This window comes from Gordonia rubripertincta (genome assembly GCF_038024875.1).
In the GTDB taxonomy this organism is placed as follows: domain Bacteria; phylum Actinomycetota; class Actinomycetes; order Mycobacteriales; family Mycobacteriaceae; genus Gordonia; species Gordonia rubripertincta.
The window spans coordinates 4,325,844-4,339,205 of sequence record NZ_CP136136.1; the positions used below are offsets into that span (position 1 = coordinate 4,325,844).

The following is a 13,362-nucleotide window of genomic DNA, read 5'->3' on the forward strand; positions in this document are numbered from 1 at the left end:
TCGGTGGTCCCGGCTGGGATCGAACCAGCGACCTTCCCGGTGTGAACGGGACGCTCTTCCACTGAGCCACGGGACCGTGTCGGGCGCCTGATGTCTGTGACAGGGGCGCCTGCGCACGAGCCAGAAGATTACACGGCTTGCCCAGAGTTCCCAAATCACGGACGTGCCCCACGTCACAGACCTCGAATCTGACGGTCTCCGGTAATCACACGCTGGGAATTCACCGATCGGCAAGCTCCTGACCTGGCGATTTGTAAAGTTCGGAATCGATCGCGTAAGTTTCTCTTCGCACCGCGAGCAGCACGATCCACAAGATCGCTCGTGGGCATGCGGATGTAGCGCAGCTGGTAGCGCATCACCTTGCCAAGGTGAGGGTCGCGGGTTCGAATCCCGTCATCCGCTCGGCGCGAGTCGACCTCGCATCTGGTGGTGTGGCCGAGTGGTGAGGCAACGGCCTGCAAAGCCGTGTACACGGGTTCGATTCCCGTCGCCACCTCCACGCATCACAACTCAACAAAGTCCCGCGCGATTAGCTCAGTGGGAGAGCGCTTCCCTGACACGGAAGAGGTCACAAGTTCAATCCTTGTATCGCGCACCACGAGAGAAGTCAGCCCCGGTCCCCGACCGGGGCTTTCTCTTGGCCACGCGAGCAGCACCATCGCTCGCGGACATGCGGATGTAGCGCAGCTGGTAGCGCATCACCTTGCCAAGGTGAGGGTCGCGGGTTCGAATCCCGTCATCCGCTCGTACACAGAAGAGCCCCGGTCCACCGACCGGGGCTCTTCTGTGTCTTCCACGCGCCCAGCGGCGGCAGATTCGTGCCATGTGACCCAGATCTCAGAATTGGACATTTGACCCGTCCATAGCGTCCCAGATAGGTCGGGACAAGACGAAATGGGTGAGGCAATTGATGAAACGGACCATTGTCACCGGACTGGCGACGGTTGCCGCCGGGGGGTCGGCGCTCTCCATCGCACCAGGTGTCGCGCTGGCAGCCGACAACGGTCAGCGGACAGGCCCTGTCCAGTTCTGGGCGGAGAACCTCGGAAATTGCGAGGTGAAGTTCACGCTGACGAACGAAACCAACATCACGTCCTACACGCTCGACTGGCGCATCGACGACGAACCGCTGCGCGACGTCGACTATGCCGACTTCCAGGTCGGACGCACCGGTGGGATGCATACGACAGTGGAGTCGTACCCGAAGTGGCCTGACGACATTGACACGATGGGTGAGAACACCGTGGACAACTTCTGGATGGAGAAGGGCCGTCCTGTGTCCACCGTCAGCTACACCAAGAATCTGAAGAACATCACCGACAGCTACAACCCCGCACTCCCGAATCCGGACGCGGCGACGCACGACGTCGCCTACCGGATGGTCCTCGGCCCGCCCGGAAACCTCGGAGACGGCGGCCCCGAGTGGCTCGGAGACCGCGAGTGGCATCACGTCACCGTGACCGGTTGCGCCGGCGGAGGCGGCGGAGGCGGAGGCGGCTCGCTCGACGGCCTGTTCGGTTCCAGCTGAGTTACTCGCCGTGTTCGCGGGGCCGAGATCAGGTGACTTTCGGCCCCGCGATCCGGGCACTCGCCGGCCTTACGCTGAGAACGTGGCCGCGATCGAGATCCAGCAGCTGGTCAAGTCGTTCGGCCATGTCAGGGCCCTCGACGGGTTCGACCTGACCGTCGCCGAGGGAGAGGTCCACGGCTTCCTCGGACCCAACGGCTCCGGTAAGACCACCACCATCCGGGTTCTGCTCGGACTGCTGCGGGCGGATTCGGGAGTCGTCCGCGTTCTGGGTCGAGATCCGTGGCGCGACAACGTGAATCTGCACGGCCGCATCGCGTATGTACCCGGCGAGGTGAATCTGTGGCCGGGCGTCACCGGCGGCGAGGTGATCGACCTCCTGTGCAACCTCCGCGGAGACCGCGATCGCCGACGCCGGGATGTGCTGATCGAACGTTTCGAACTCGACCCGCGCAAGAAGTCGCGCACCTACTCCAAGGGCAATCGGCAGAAGGTCGCGCTGATCGCGGCGCTGGCCTCCGACGCCGAACTCCTCCTTCTCGATGAGCCGACGTCCGGCTTGGACCCGCTCAAGGAGGCCGAGTTCCAGCGGTGCATCGAGGAGGAGCGCCGCAGCGGGCGGACCGTTCTCTTGTCGAGCCACATCCTGGCCCAGGTCGAGGCGCTCTGCGACCGGGTGACCCTCATCAGCGCCGGCCGGACGGTGGACAGCGGGTCGTTGTCCGACCTGCGTCACCTCGGTCGTCTGGAGATCAGTGCCGAGACCGCCCACGATCCCGCGGCCCTCGACGACCTCCCGGGCGTACACGACCTGATCCGCGACGGACACCGCATCCGCTGCACCGTCGACGCCACCGCCCTCGACACCGTCGTCCGCGAACTCGCCGCCCTGGGCGTCCGCGATCTGACCAGCGCGCCACCGACTCTGGAGGACATCTTCCTCCGGCATTACGGCACCGGGACCCGGGCGACTGGGGCCTGAGGACATCCGATGGCGGAGGTCGAGATGGTGCAGGTCTCGGAGCGAAACCCGGTTCGTGGCGTCGGACGGGCTGCGGACGCCACCGGCCTCCGCACACTGCTGAAGTTCTACGTTCGGCGCGAACGAGCCGCGCTCGTGGCATGGATCGGCGGAACCGCCGCCCTGGTGGGATTCCAGGCTGTCGCCAGCCAGAACTTCTACGACACCCCGGCCAAGCTGGCCGCTTTGCGCGAGACCATCGGCGGTAGTCCCGCGGTGATCGCGCTCGGCGGACCCGAGGAGCTGCTCGCCACGATCGGCGGCGAAGTGGTCTTCGAGATATTCGGTTATGCCGCAATTGTTCTCGGCCTCATGTCGATGTTCCTCGTGGGTCGGCACACCCGCACAGACGAGGAGAACGGTCGCGCCGAACTCCTCCGCTCGACGCGAGTCGGCCGCGATGCGCCGGTCGCGACCGCATTGACTCTTGCGGCCGTCGCGAATCTCGCCGCCGGCGTTGCCGTCGCGATCACCGCCCTCGCCACCGGCCTCCCGCTCGGCGGTTCCGTTGTCTTCGGCGCGGCACTGGCCGGAGTGGGCCTCACCTTCGCGACCCTGACGGCACTGGCCGCGCAGATCTTCGAGAATCCCCGCAGCGTCTACGGTTCGATCACGGCGATGATCGGGCTGGCGTATGTTCTGCGGGCGATCGGTGATGTCGGCAACGGAGCGATGTCGTGGCTCTCCCCCATCGGCTGGGGTCAGCGCACGTTCCCGTACGTCGACGACAAGTGGTGGCCGCTCCTGCTTCCACTCGTGGCATCGACGCTGACCATCGCAGCCGCCGTGGCGGTGTCCGAGCACCGCGATTTCGGCGCCGGGATCTTCGGCAACCGGGCCGGGCGCGCAGAGGCGTCGTGGCTGCTGCGTACGACGACGGGCCTGGCGTGGCGTCTGCACCGCGGATCGATCGCCGCCTGGGCGGCAGGCGTGTTCGTCCTGTCGGCCGCCTACGGCTCGTTCGGCGACGCGATCACCGACTTCATCGAGGACAACCCTCAGATCGCGGAGTTCCTGCCCGGCGGCGCCGAGGACGCCGTGGACGCCTACCTCGCACTCACGCTCACGATCGCCGCCCTGATGTCGGCCGGATACGGCGTCAACAGCACACTGCGCGCCCGGCGGGAGGAAACCGCCGAACTGGCTGAATCGATCGTCGCGGCGAACGCGAACCGGCTGTCCTGGTTCGGCGGCCATCTCACGATGGCACTCGGCGGCAGTGCGATCGTCCTGGCTGCGGGCGCCATCGGTGAAGGCCTCGCCTACGGGCTGACCGTCGACGACCTCGGCCAGATCCCGCGCCTGCTCGTCGCCTCGGCCGCCTACCTCCCGGCGGTCTGGCTGATCCTCGCCGCGGCGGCCGCAGGCGTCGGACTCATACCGCGAGCAGCCGCGATCGTGTCCTGGACCTACTTCGCGTACTGCGTCGTCGCCGAGATCCTCGCCGAGTCGTTCGACCTGCCGGAGTGGACACGCGCGGCGTCACCGTTCCAGCATCTACCGCAGGTCCCGCTCGACGCCGTGACGCCGGGCGGTCCCGTCGTCGTCACGGCGCTGGCGGCAGTCACACTGACCGTCGGCTTCGTCGGGTTGGCCCGCCGCGACCTGGGGTAGACGTTGATCCGCTCTCCTACTTGCGCAGGTCCTTGCGGAGGATCTTGCCCGACGCCGACTTCGGGATCGCCTCGATGAACTCCACCGCACGAACCTTCTTGTGCGGGGCCACCTTCGACGCCACGAACTCCATCACCTCGTCGGCGGTCAGCTCGGCCTCGGGCTGCCGGACGACGAACGCCTTCGGGATCTCCTCCCCCGACTCCGCATCGATCACACCAATGACCGCCGAGTCCGCGATCTTGTCATGGGTCAGCAGCAGGGCCTCCAACTCCGCCGGCGGCACCTGGTAGCCCTTGTACTTGATGAGCTCCTTGAGCCGATCGACGATGTAGACACACCCCGTCGGATCGACCTGCGCCATGTCACCGGTGTGCAGAAAACCGTCGGCATCGATGGTGTCGGCGGTGGCCTGCTCGTTGTTGAGGTAACCGAGCATCACGTTCGGCCCCTTCACCCACAACTCACCCGGCTCCGAGAGCCCCTCCTGCGGAAGGGGGATGTCCTCACCGGTGGCCGGGTCGACGACCTTGTTCACGGTGTTCGGCACCGGCCAGCCCGTCGACGACAGCGGCGGATCCTCACGCCCCAACGTGGCCTGGGTGTCGAAGGGGATGATGTGCGAGACCGGCGACAGCTCGCTCATGCCGTAACCCTGCAACATGTGCAGGTCCAAACGCTTGGCCACGGCCTGACCCAACTCGTCGTCGAGCGGGGCCGCCCCCGACATCATCGTGTGCAACGACGACAGGTCGTAATTGTCCACGATCGGATGCTTCGCCAGCGCCACCGCGACCGGCGGCGCGATGTAGGCCATCGTCACCTTGTGGTTCTGGATGTTCTCCAAGAACTCCACCAGATCGAACCGCGGCATGATGACCAGCGAACCGCGAGCCGCGAGAGCCGCGTTGAGCAGCACCGTCATTCCGTAGATGTGGAAGAACGGCAGCACCGCGATCACCACATCGTCGGCGGTCATACCCTGCAACGGCCTCAGCTGGGCGACGTTGGCGACCAGATTCCGGTGAGACAGCGCAACACCCTTGGGATTCCCGGTCGTTCCCGAGCTGTAGGGCAACACCGCCACATGGGTGGCCGGGTCGAAGGAGACGTCCGGCGCGGGCAGGTGCGGACCCAGCAGATCCACCGCGTTCGGATGACCCGAGGCGTCCTGCCCCTCACCGTCGAGGACGATCAGGCTCTCCGCGGCCAACCCCACCTCGTCGGCGGCCGCCTTGGCCTGCTCGAACATCGGCGAGATCGTCACCAGCATCTTGGCGCCGGAATCCCGGAGTTGCTTGGCGATCTCGGTCGCGGTGAACAGCGCATTGATCGTCGTCGCCGTCGCGCCCGCACGCAAGATGCCATGGAACACGGTCGCGAACGCCGGAATGTTCGGCGAGAGGATGCCCACCACATCCCCGACCCCGATCCCCCGCGACGCCAAAGCGCCGGCCGCCGCCTCGATCTGACCGACCAACTGGCCGTAACTGGTCGTCGAACCCGACTTCGGGTCCACCAGGGCGATCCGTCCGCGGTCCTCGTCGGCGACCGACCCGAACAGATAGTCGAAGACACTCACATCGGGGATCTCGACGTCGGGGAAAGGACTGGCGAAACTCACGACACCTCCACAGGTGAATCGGTCGACCATTGATCGAGAATCTGCGTCAGGTCCGCGGTCGAGGACCCGGACGGCGTGGGCAGGACTGTTCGGGAGAACCGCGGGGCGGGTGCGGGTTGGACGGCGTCGTCGACGGTGACGTAGCTGCCGCGTTGCCGTGCAACGGGATCGGCGGCCGCCTCGTCGAAGTCGAGCACCGGGGTGAGACACGCGTCGACGCCGGCGAAGTCATCGGACCACTCGTCGCGGGTCCGCGTCGCGAATCGGGCGGCAAGCGCGGCGGAGATGACCGGCCAGTGGGCTCGGTCCCATCGGTCGGGCAGGTCACCGAGACCGAGGGTGCCGATCAGATTGCGCCAGAACTTCTCCTCGAGTGCGCCGACGGCGACGAAGCGGCCGTCCGCACACTCGTAGGTGGCATAGAAGGGTGCGGAACCGTCGAGCAGGTTGCCCTCCGATCGGGACACCCAGCGTCCGGCCGCTTTCCACGACCACTGCAGCTGGGCGAGCAGACCGGCGCCGTCGACCATCGCGGCGTCGACGACCTGCCCGCGTCCGGTCCGCGACCGGTCGTGCAGCGCGGCCAGCACGCCGACCACGAGCAGCATCGACCCCCCGCCGAAGTCGCCGGCCAGGGAGAGCGGCGGAACGGGCGGCGCTCCGGCCGGGCCCATGGCCTCGAGCACACCGGTCACCGCCAGGTAGTTGATGTCGTGGCCGGCGAGCATCGCGCGATCGCCGTCCTGGCCCCACCCCGTCATGCGGGCGTACACGAGTTGCGTTGCGTCCTCGCAGATCTCGGGTCCGAGTCCGAGGCGTTCCATCACGCCCGGACGGAAGCCCTCGACCAGGATGTCGGCCCGCAGGATCATCTCGCGGACGCGTGCCAGGTCGGCGGGGTCTTTGAGGTCGGCCTCGACACTCCGACGGGACCGGTACAGACCGGCGTCCGCCTCGACGATGCCGTCGGGACCCGCGGCCTCGGGACCTTTGCGTCGGATGCGGATGACGTCGGCGCCGAGGTCGGCGAGCATCATCGCGGCATGCGGTGTCGGACCCAGGCCCGGCATCTCGACCACGCGCACGCCGGCGAGCGGACCGCTCACGAATCCGCCTGGTGGTGCAGGACGCCGCGGATCGTGAAATCGACGTAGTCGCTGACCAACTGGTCGACGTCGTGCTCGTCGCGGAGCCACCAGCTGATGCCGTTCATCAGGTCGAGCACGGCGATCGCCGACTGGTGAGCGTCACGGACCTCGAAGACACCCATCCGGGCGCCCGCCTCGATGACGTCGCGGATGCGCCGCTGGTAGTACTTGCGGTAGTCGGTGACCGCCCGACGGTGCTCCGGCGTCAGCGCCGACAGTTCCCGCAGCGCGACGAGGTGTTCCACCCGGTACCGCGCGAGCCTGCGGATATGCGCCTCGACCAGGGCGGTGAGCCGTTGGACGGGGCCGCCCTCGCCGTCGAGCACCAGCAGATCCTGCTGCGGGTCCTCGGTCATCCGGAGCGCGATGGCGTAGAGGATCTCCTCTTTGGAGTGGAAGTGGTTGTAGAGACTCGCACCTCGCATGCCGACGGCCTCGGCGATGTCGCGCATCCCCGCGTTCGCGTAACCGTGTTCGGCGAAGTACCGCGCCGCGGCCTCCACGATCTCGTCGCGACGGGTGCGCGGACGCTCCTCCGCCACCGCCGCTTTCGCGACCGTGCCGGCGGCGTCGTCAGCCCTGAGGGGTTCCATGGACTCTCCTCAACTCACGCTTGAGCAGCTTGCCCTGGGCGTCGGTCGGCAGTTCGTCGACGATGTGCACCGCCTTGGGAACCTTGTACGACGCCAGGTCGGTGCGGCAGTACTCGCGAATGTCCTCCGCGGACGCCGAGGTACCCGCGCGAAGAACAACGAAACCGGTGACGGCCTCGGACCAGTACGGATCGGGCAGGCCGACGACCGCGGCCCGTTCGACGTCGGGATGCGACTGCAGCACACGTTCGACCTCCTGGGAGGCGACGTTGTAACCGCCGGTCTTGATCATGTCCTTACGCCGGTCGCGGAAGAACATGTTGCCCTCGTCATCGATCCGCACGATGTCGCCGGTGTGCACCCAGCCACCCTCGAGGACCTGCGCGGTCTTCTCCGGATCCTTGAAGTAGCCGAGCATGACCGACGGTGTGCGGCAGAGGAGTTCGCCCTCTTCGGCCTCGTTGCCGTCGGCGTCGACGACGCGGACCTCGAGATGGCCGACCGGCTTCCCGATCCAGGTCGGGTCCTGGTTGGGCACGTCCTCGAGGCGCTTGAACCATCCGACCGAGCCGAGCTGGGTGAGTTCGGACTGGCCCCAGTAGGTACCCCACACCGACTCCGGTGTGGCGGTGGCCCAGGCGTCGACGGCGTGCGGGGACACCTGGCCGCCGTAGGTGAGGCAGCGACGCACGGTGCCGACGGTGTCGGGCCCGAAGTCGGGGTGATTGGCCAGGGCGATGAAGAAGGTCGGGGTCTGGGCGAGCACCGAGATCTTCTCGTCGCGGATCATCCGCAGCGACGTCGCCGGGTCGACCGCGGCCGGCAGGACGAGCGTGGCGCCGAGCAGGGTCAGCGATGTCAGCGATCCGATCCCCGCGATCGTGTGGAACGGCATGACGTACAGCCAGACGTCGTCGTTCAGGCAGCGCAGACCCCACGTGTACGCGGGTGCGGTGGAGATCAGGTAGTTGCGGTGCGCGATCTCGACGCCCTTGGGGGTCGACTCGGTGCCGCTGGTGTAGACGATCATCGCCAGATCGTGTTCGTCGACGTCACACCCTGGTTCGGCGTCGTCCGCCTGCCCGACCAGCTCGTCGAAGGAATTCCACGAGTCCGATTCGGGCTCCCCCACGACCAGGACCGAGATGCCGAGACTGTCGGCGATCGGGCCGGCCAGGGGCGCCAGGTCGCGTTCGACGACGAGCACCGCGGGCTCGAGATGACCCAACTGCTGGGCGATCTCCTTCTCGCGGAACAGCGGGCTGACACCGGAGTAGGCCGCGCCGACCTTGAGCGCGCCATAGTAGGAGGCGACGGTCTCGACACGATTCCGGCTCATCACCGCGACCCGGTCGCCGCGCCGGACGCCGAGATCGACGAGGACGTGCGCGACCCGGTTCGCCATGCGGTTGAGGTCGGCGTAGCTGGTCGACGTGCGGCCGCCGGCGGGGTCGTAGGCGATGATCGCGGGCTTGTTGCCCTGCGACCGCGAGAGCCTACGCAACTGGTCACCGATGGTCGCCCGACCCAACGGTGACGTCTGGTTCTCCGTGAGTCTGCGGCCGGCGAGATGTCCTTCTGCGGTCATGGCGGGGGCGCTCACGCGAACATCCGATTGTCGAAGCGGTCGAGGAAGGCGATCTCCTCGACGGGGCTGCGGGTGAGCCTGCGCGGGAAGCCGTTCCGCGGGTAGCCGACGGCGATGTGTGCCGCGGTGATGAACCCGTCCGGGATGCCGAGCAGGTCCTTGACCTCGTTCTCCGCTGCGCACAGCAGAGTCGTGAGTGCGGTGGCGACACCCTGCTGGCGCAGGGCGAGGGTCAGGTTCTGCACGCTCGGGTAGATCGACGCGCCGCCGACGACGCTGAGCCGGCCGAGTTCGTGGTCGGTGGGATGCAGCCCCTCCGCCTCGGCGCAGACCACGACGAGCGCGGGCACCTCGGCGAGGTGGTGGGCGAAGTAATTGGCGCTCTCGATGGTCTTCGGGACGGCGCCGACCTTCTTGGAACCCTCGAGGATCGAGTTGTAGTACGGCTCCCAGAAGGGCAGGTAGAGATCGGCGAGCGCCTTCTTGGTGACCTCGTCACGGACGACGACCCAGCGGACCGGCTGCCGGTTACCGCCCTGCGGACCGAAGCGCGCGTCGTCGAACGCCCGGTAGAACACCTCGTCCTCGACGGGCTTGTCGCTGAAGTAGCGGCAGGTGCCCGTGGTGCGCATTGCCTCGCTGAGTTCCATGTCAACCTCCGTGATCACTAACCGTTGTTAGTATGACTGGGGACACAGTTCCACATGACTTCGCAGTCGTCAACCATTGAAAATCGACACTTTGCTCCGGTTGACGAACCGGGACTAACAGTGGTTAGTTGCAACTATGACTTCAGTTTCCCTTCGTCCGGAGACGCGTCCGGCTTCCTCGGAGATCCGGGCCGCGGTCGACGCGGGCAACATCCCGACGCTGCTCGCCGTGCTGGTGGAGATGACCGGGGATCGCCGCTGGCTGGCCGATCGCTATCGTCCGACCCGTAGCCGCGGCATGGACGACAACTCGACCGGCGGCCTGCCCGAGGACGTTCAGGCCGAGATCCGCGGCGCCGTCGTCGACGCTCTCGAGGACTGGTACGAGCAGGGATCACCGGCACGCATGCCGGCCGACGAGGACCTCGTCGCCACACTCATGTCCTTCACCGCCGGCGAACCCGTGGCGCCGGAATTCGCACCGATGATGAGCGAGATCGTGCGTGGCGACCTACGGGGCTCGCACCTTCCGGAACTGCCCGAGAACCTCGGTTCGACGATGAACGCGCTGGTCATCGGCGCGGGCGTGGCCGGAATGCTGATCTCCACGCAGCTCGCCGAGGCCGGCATCGAGCACACCGTCCTGGAGAAGAACGACGAGGTCGGGGGCTCCTGGTACGAGAACCAGTACCCGGGAGCCGGCGTCGACACCCCGAGCTATCTGTACTCGATCTCGTCCTTCGACCACGACTGGTCCACCCATTTCGGCAAGCGCGACGAGGTCCAGGGCTACCTGCAGGCCTTCGCCGACCGCCACGCCGTGCGCGACCGCGTCCGGTTCGGCACCGAGGTCCTCTCCGCCACCTACGATTCCGACGCCCAGCAGTGGGTGGTGCGGGTCCGCGACCGGGACGGCAGCGAGAGCACCCTCACCTCGCGCATCGTGATCAGTGCGGTCGGCATCCTCAACCGGCCCAAGCTCCCCCAGCTCGCCGGCATGGACACCTTCACCGGCCGGATGTTCCACTCCGCCAACTGGCCCACCGACCTCGACGAGCCCGGCGCCCTGGCCGGCCAACGCGTCGCCATCGTCGGCTCCGGCGCATCGGCGATGCAGATCGGGCCCGCCATCGTCGACCAGGTCGGGTCCCTGACGATCTTCCAGCGATCGCCGCAGTGGATCGCCCCCAACGACGACTACTTCGCCCCGGTCGGCGACAGCGTGCACTGGCTGATGAACAACCTGCCCGGGTACCGGGAGTGGTACCGCGCGCGGTTGTCGTGGATCTTCAACGACAAGGTCCATTCGACGCTGCACGTCGACCCCGAGTGGCCCGAACCCACCGCGTCGATCAACGCCGTGAATCACGGACACCGCGAGTTCTACCTGCGGTACATGCGCACCGAGCTCGGCGACCGCGACGATCTCATCGAGGCGTCGACGCCGGACTACCCGCCCTTCGGCAAGCGAATGCTGTTGGACAACGGATGGTTTCGCATGTTGCGGCAGCCGAATGTCGAGCTGGTGGGCCACGGCGTGGACTCCGTCACCGAGACCGGTCTCGTCGACTCCACCGGTCGGGCACACGACTTCGACATCATCGTCTTCGCGACCGGCTTCCACAGCGACCGCTACCTGTACCCGATGGACGTCGTCGGCCGCAGCGGCAAGACGACGGTCGAGGCCTGGGGCGATCACGACGCGTACGCCTACCTCGGCATCACCGCGCCGGACTTCCCCAACCTGTTCATCCTCACCGGCCCGAACACCGCACTCGGACACGGCGGGAGCTTCATCAGCATCCTCGAGTACCAGGTGCGCTATGTCTGCGACGCCATCCGCGCCATGATCGAGCGCCGGCTCGGGGCCCTCGAGGTGCGTCGCGACGTCACCGACGAGTACAACGACGCCGTCGACCGTGCGCACGCACGAATGGTGTGGACGCATCCCGCGATGACCAACTGGTACCGCAACCCCGACGGTCGGGTCGTGGCGGTGCTGCCGTGGCGGATCGTCGACTACTGGGCCAAGACCCGTCACGTCGATCTCGCCGACTTCCACACCGAACCCCTCACGGCCGAACCCCTCGATCCCTGAGCACAGGCGCGGCGACTGCCGGACTACCGTGGCAGGCATGACCTCCGCACCGCTGATCACCCCGAACGAACTGCAGAAGCGCCTCGGCGAGGGACGCCTGCGCGTCGTCGACGCGACGGTTCACCTGAGTTTCGACGCCGACGGCGCGCACGTCGCCTCCGGTCGTGACACCTACCTGCAGGGCCACGTGCCCGGCGCGGTGTTCCTCGACCAGATCACCGAGTTGTCCGATCCGAACGGCGAGGCGCCGTTCGCGGCGGCGTCGTCGGAGAAGTTCGCCGCAGCGGTCGGCGCGGCCGGGATCGGCGACGACTCGACCGTCGTCGTCTACGACACGGTCAACGGCATCTGGGCGACCCGCCTGTGGTGGCAGTTCGGCCTCGAGGGGTTCGACGACGTCGTCGTCCTCGACGGCGGGTACGGCGCGTGGGTGGCGGCGGGGCTACCCACCGAGAGTGGCGAATCCACCCATCCGGCTGCCACTTTCACCGCGCACCGTCGTCCGGAGCGGATCTTCTCGACCGACGAGGTGGTCGTGGCCACCGCGGATTCGTCGGTACTGCTGGTCAACGCGCTCGACCGGGAGTCGTTCGCCGGCGGCCACATCCCGAGCAGCGTCAACGTCCCGTTCGGCGAACTCGTCGACGAGTCCGGTGCGTTGAAGCCGCTCGAGGAACTGCGCGGACTGTTCGCCGACGCGGGTGCCCTCGACCCGTCGGTACGGCCGGTCACCTACTGCGGCGGCGGGATCGCGGCCACGGCAGCGGCCTTCGCACTGAAGGCACTCGGTCGCGATGACGTCGCGGTCTACGACGGGTCGATGAACGCCTGGACCGCGGACGCGGATCGTCCGCTGTCGTCGGCCGATTCGCGGTCGTGACGTCGACTCATCCCGCGGTGAACGTCGAGCTCGTCACCGATCCCGAGCGGGCGGCGTCGGTGGCGGAGGTCGCCGGCGCGACCTTTCCCCTGGCCTGCCCGCCACACGCCGCGGCCGACGACATCGCCGAATTCATCGCGACCAATCTCGCCGAGAAGAACTTTCGCGGTTACATCGCCGACCCGGACGCCGACGTGCTCGTCGTCCGGGACGGCGCCGACGGTCCGGTCATCGGCTACGCGCTGGTGCTGCACGGCGATCCGTCGAACCCCGTTGTCGCCGACCTCGTTCCCGAGCGGCCGGCGAGCGAGGTGTCGAAGATGTACGTCCTCCCCGGCCATCACTCGCGTCCCGGTCTCAGCCCGTCACGCGCCCTGATGGACGCTGCGCTCGACCGTGCCCGCGACCGCGGTAGCGTCGTCGTCTGGCTCGGCGTGAACCAACTGAACGAACGCGCCCAGAAGTTCTACGCCAAAACCGGTTTCACGCGCGCCGGGGTACGGACCTTCGACCTCGGCGGGAGCGTCGAACACGACTACGTGTTCACGCAGAAGCTGTGACGCAGCGTTCTGGGATGAGAACTCCCCGCGAAGTAGTCGCCCGCCCGCTCCCTGAGGT

Annotated in this window: 11 protein-coding genes and 5 tRNA genes; 10 read left to right on the plus strand and 6 right to left on the minus strand. The window is 67.3% G+C overall.

From position 1 onward, the window contains the following. Positions 1-4: 4 nt before the first annotated feature. A tRNA-Val gene (locus RVF83_RS19605) sits at positions 5-76 on the minus strand. A 253-nt stretch (positions 77-329) separates the two neighbouring features. Here RVF83_RS19605 and RVF83_RS19610 point away from each other — a divergent pair. The 7 genes from RVF83_RS19610 to RVF83_RS19640 all read left to right on the plus strand — a co-directional run bounded on the left by RVF83_RS19610 (position 330) and on the right by RVF83_RS19640 (position 4,163). Then, a tRNA-Gly gene (locus RVF83_RS19610) sits at positions 330-402 on the plus strand. 23 nt (positions 403-425) lie between these two features. Continuing rightward, positions 426-499, plus strand: a tRNA-Cys gene (locus tag RVF83_RS19615). Positions 500-523: 24 nt separating this feature from the next. Continuing rightward, positions 524-598: transfer RNA gene (locus tag RVF83_RS19620), tRNA-Val, on the plus strand. A gap of 74 nt (positions 599-672) precedes the next feature. Further along, positions 673-745: transfer RNA gene (locus RVF83_RS19625), tRNA-Gly, on the plus strand. A gap of 165 nt (positions 746-910) precedes the next feature. Next, positions 911-1,528 carry a hypothetical protein gene (locus tag RVF83_RS19630; protein WP_005197208.1) on the plus strand — a complete coding sequence of 206 codons (618 nt, stop codon included), beginning with the start codon at positions 911-913 and terminating at the stop codon, positions 1,526-1,528. Positions 1,529-1,610: 82 nt separating this feature from the next. Continuing rightward, positions 1,611-2,510 carry an ABC transporter ATP-binding protein gene (locus tag RVF83_RS19635; RefSeq protein ID WP_005197209.1) on the plus strand — a complete coding sequence of 300 codons (900 nt, stop codon included), beginning with the start codon at positions 1,611-1,613 and terminating at the stop codon, positions 2,508-2,510. Between the two features lie 9 nt (positions 2,511-2,519). Then, complete coding sequence (locus RVF83_RS19640) at positions 2,520-4,163, plus strand: ABC transporter permease (protein WP_005197210.1); 1,644 nt, start codon at positions 2,520-2,522, stop codon at positions 4,161-4,163. 16 nt (positions 4,164-4,179) lie between these two features. Here the strand turns inward: RVF83_RS19640 and RVF83_RS19645 are convergent, their stop codons facing one another. From RVF83_RS19645 to RVF83_RS19665, 5 genes are read right to left on the minus strand one after another with little or no spacing between them, the layout of a single operon-like run. After that, a complete protein-coding gene (locus RVF83_RS19645; protein ID WP_005197211.1) occupies positions 4,180-5,787 on the minus strand; it encodes a 4-coumarate--CoA ligase family protein in 1,608 nt (535 codons plus the stop codon). Then, entirely contained in the window at positions 5,784-6,893 is a 1,110-nt protein-coding gene (locus RVF83_RS19650) for a CaiB/BaiF CoA transferase family protein (RefSeq protein WP_005197212.1), read from the minus strand. The genes RVF83_RS19645 and RVF83_RS19650 overlap by 4 nt, the downstream gene beginning before the upstream one ends. After that, complete coding sequence (locus RVF83_RS19655) at positions 6,890-7,528, minus strand: TetR/AcrR family transcriptional regulator (RefSeq protein WP_005197213.1); 639 nt, start codon at positions 7,526-7,528, stop codon at positions 6,890-6,892. Before RVF83_RS19655 ends, RVF83_RS19650 begins: the two co-directional genes overlap by 4 nt. Continuing rightward, on the minus strand, positions 7,509-9,116 hold the full coding sequence (locus RVF83_RS19660; protein WP_210735099.1) for a class I adenylate-forming enzyme family protein: 1,608 nt from the start codon (positions 9,114-9,116) through the stop codon (positions 7,509-7,511). Before RVF83_RS19660 ends, RVF83_RS19655 begins: the two co-directional genes overlap by 20 nt. Positions 9,117-9,127: 11 nt before the next feature. Continuing rightward, the gene (locus RVF83_RS19665; RefSeq protein WP_005197215.1) at positions 9,128-9,766 is read right to left on the minus strand and encodes a nitroreductase family protein; all 639 of its coding nucleotides are present in this window, start codon (positions 9,764-9,766) and stop codon (positions 9,128-9,130) included. A 136-nt stretch (positions 9,767-9,902) separates the two neighbouring features. On the opposite strand from RVF83_RS19665, the gene RVF83_RS19670 reads away from it, so the two are divergent. From RVF83_RS19670 to RVF83_RS19680, 3 genes are read left to right on the plus strand one after another with little or no spacing between them, the layout of a single operon-like run. Beyond that, positions 9,903-11,864 carry a flavin-containing monooxygenase gene (locus tag RVF83_RS19670; protein ID WP_005197216.1) on the plus strand — a complete coding sequence of 654 codons (1,962 nt, stop codon included), beginning with the start codon at positions 9,903-9,905 and terminating at the stop codon, positions 11,862-11,864. A 37-nt stretch (positions 11,865-11,901) separates the two neighbouring features. Then, complete coding sequence (locus RVF83_RS19675) at positions 11,902-12,744, plus strand: sulfurtransferase (protein ID WP_005197218.1); 843 nt, start codon at positions 11,902-11,904, stop codon at positions 12,742-12,744. After that, positions 12,741-13,304, plus strand: a complete 564-nt coding sequence (locus RVF83_RS19680) for a GNAT family N-acetyltransferase (RefSeq protein WP_005197224.1) — start codon at positions 12,741-12,743, stop codon at positions 13,302-13,304. Before RVF83_RS19675 ends, RVF83_RS19680 begins: the two co-directional genes overlap by 4 nt. Positions 13,305-13,362 lie beyond the last annotated feature (58 nt).

Excerpts from the sequence above, each read along its gene's own strand:
- RVF83_RS19670 (WP_005197216.1), top strand. The coding sequence starts at position 9,903 with ATGACTTCAGTTTCCCTTCGTCCGGAGACGCGTCCGGCTTCCTCGGAG.
- RVF83_RS19640 (WP_005197210.1), top strand. The coding sequence starts at position 2,520 with ATGGCGGAGGTCGAGATGGTGCAGGTCTCGGAGCGAAACCCGGTTCGT.
- RVF83_RS19630 (WP_005197208.1), top strand. The coding sequence starts at position 911 with ATGAAACGGACCATTGTCACCGGACTGGCGACGGTTGCCGCCGGGGGG.
- RVF83_RS19675 (WP_005197218.1), top strand. The coding sequence starts at position 11,902 with ATGACCTCCGCACCGCTGATCACCCCGAACGAACTGCAGAAGCGCCTC.
- RVF83_RS19665 (WP_005197215.1), bottom strand. The coding sequence starts at position 9,766 with ATGGAACTCAGCGAGGCAATGCGCACCACGGGCACCTGCCGCTACTTC.
- RVF83_RS19660 (WP_210735099.1), bottom strand. The coding sequence starts at position 9,116 with ATGACCGCAGAAGGACATCTCGCCGGCCGCAGACTCACGGAGAACCAG.
- RVF83_RS19655 (WP_005197213.1), bottom strand. The coding sequence starts at position 7,528 with ATGGAACCCCTCAGGGCTGACGACGCCGCCGGCACGGTCGCGAAAGCG.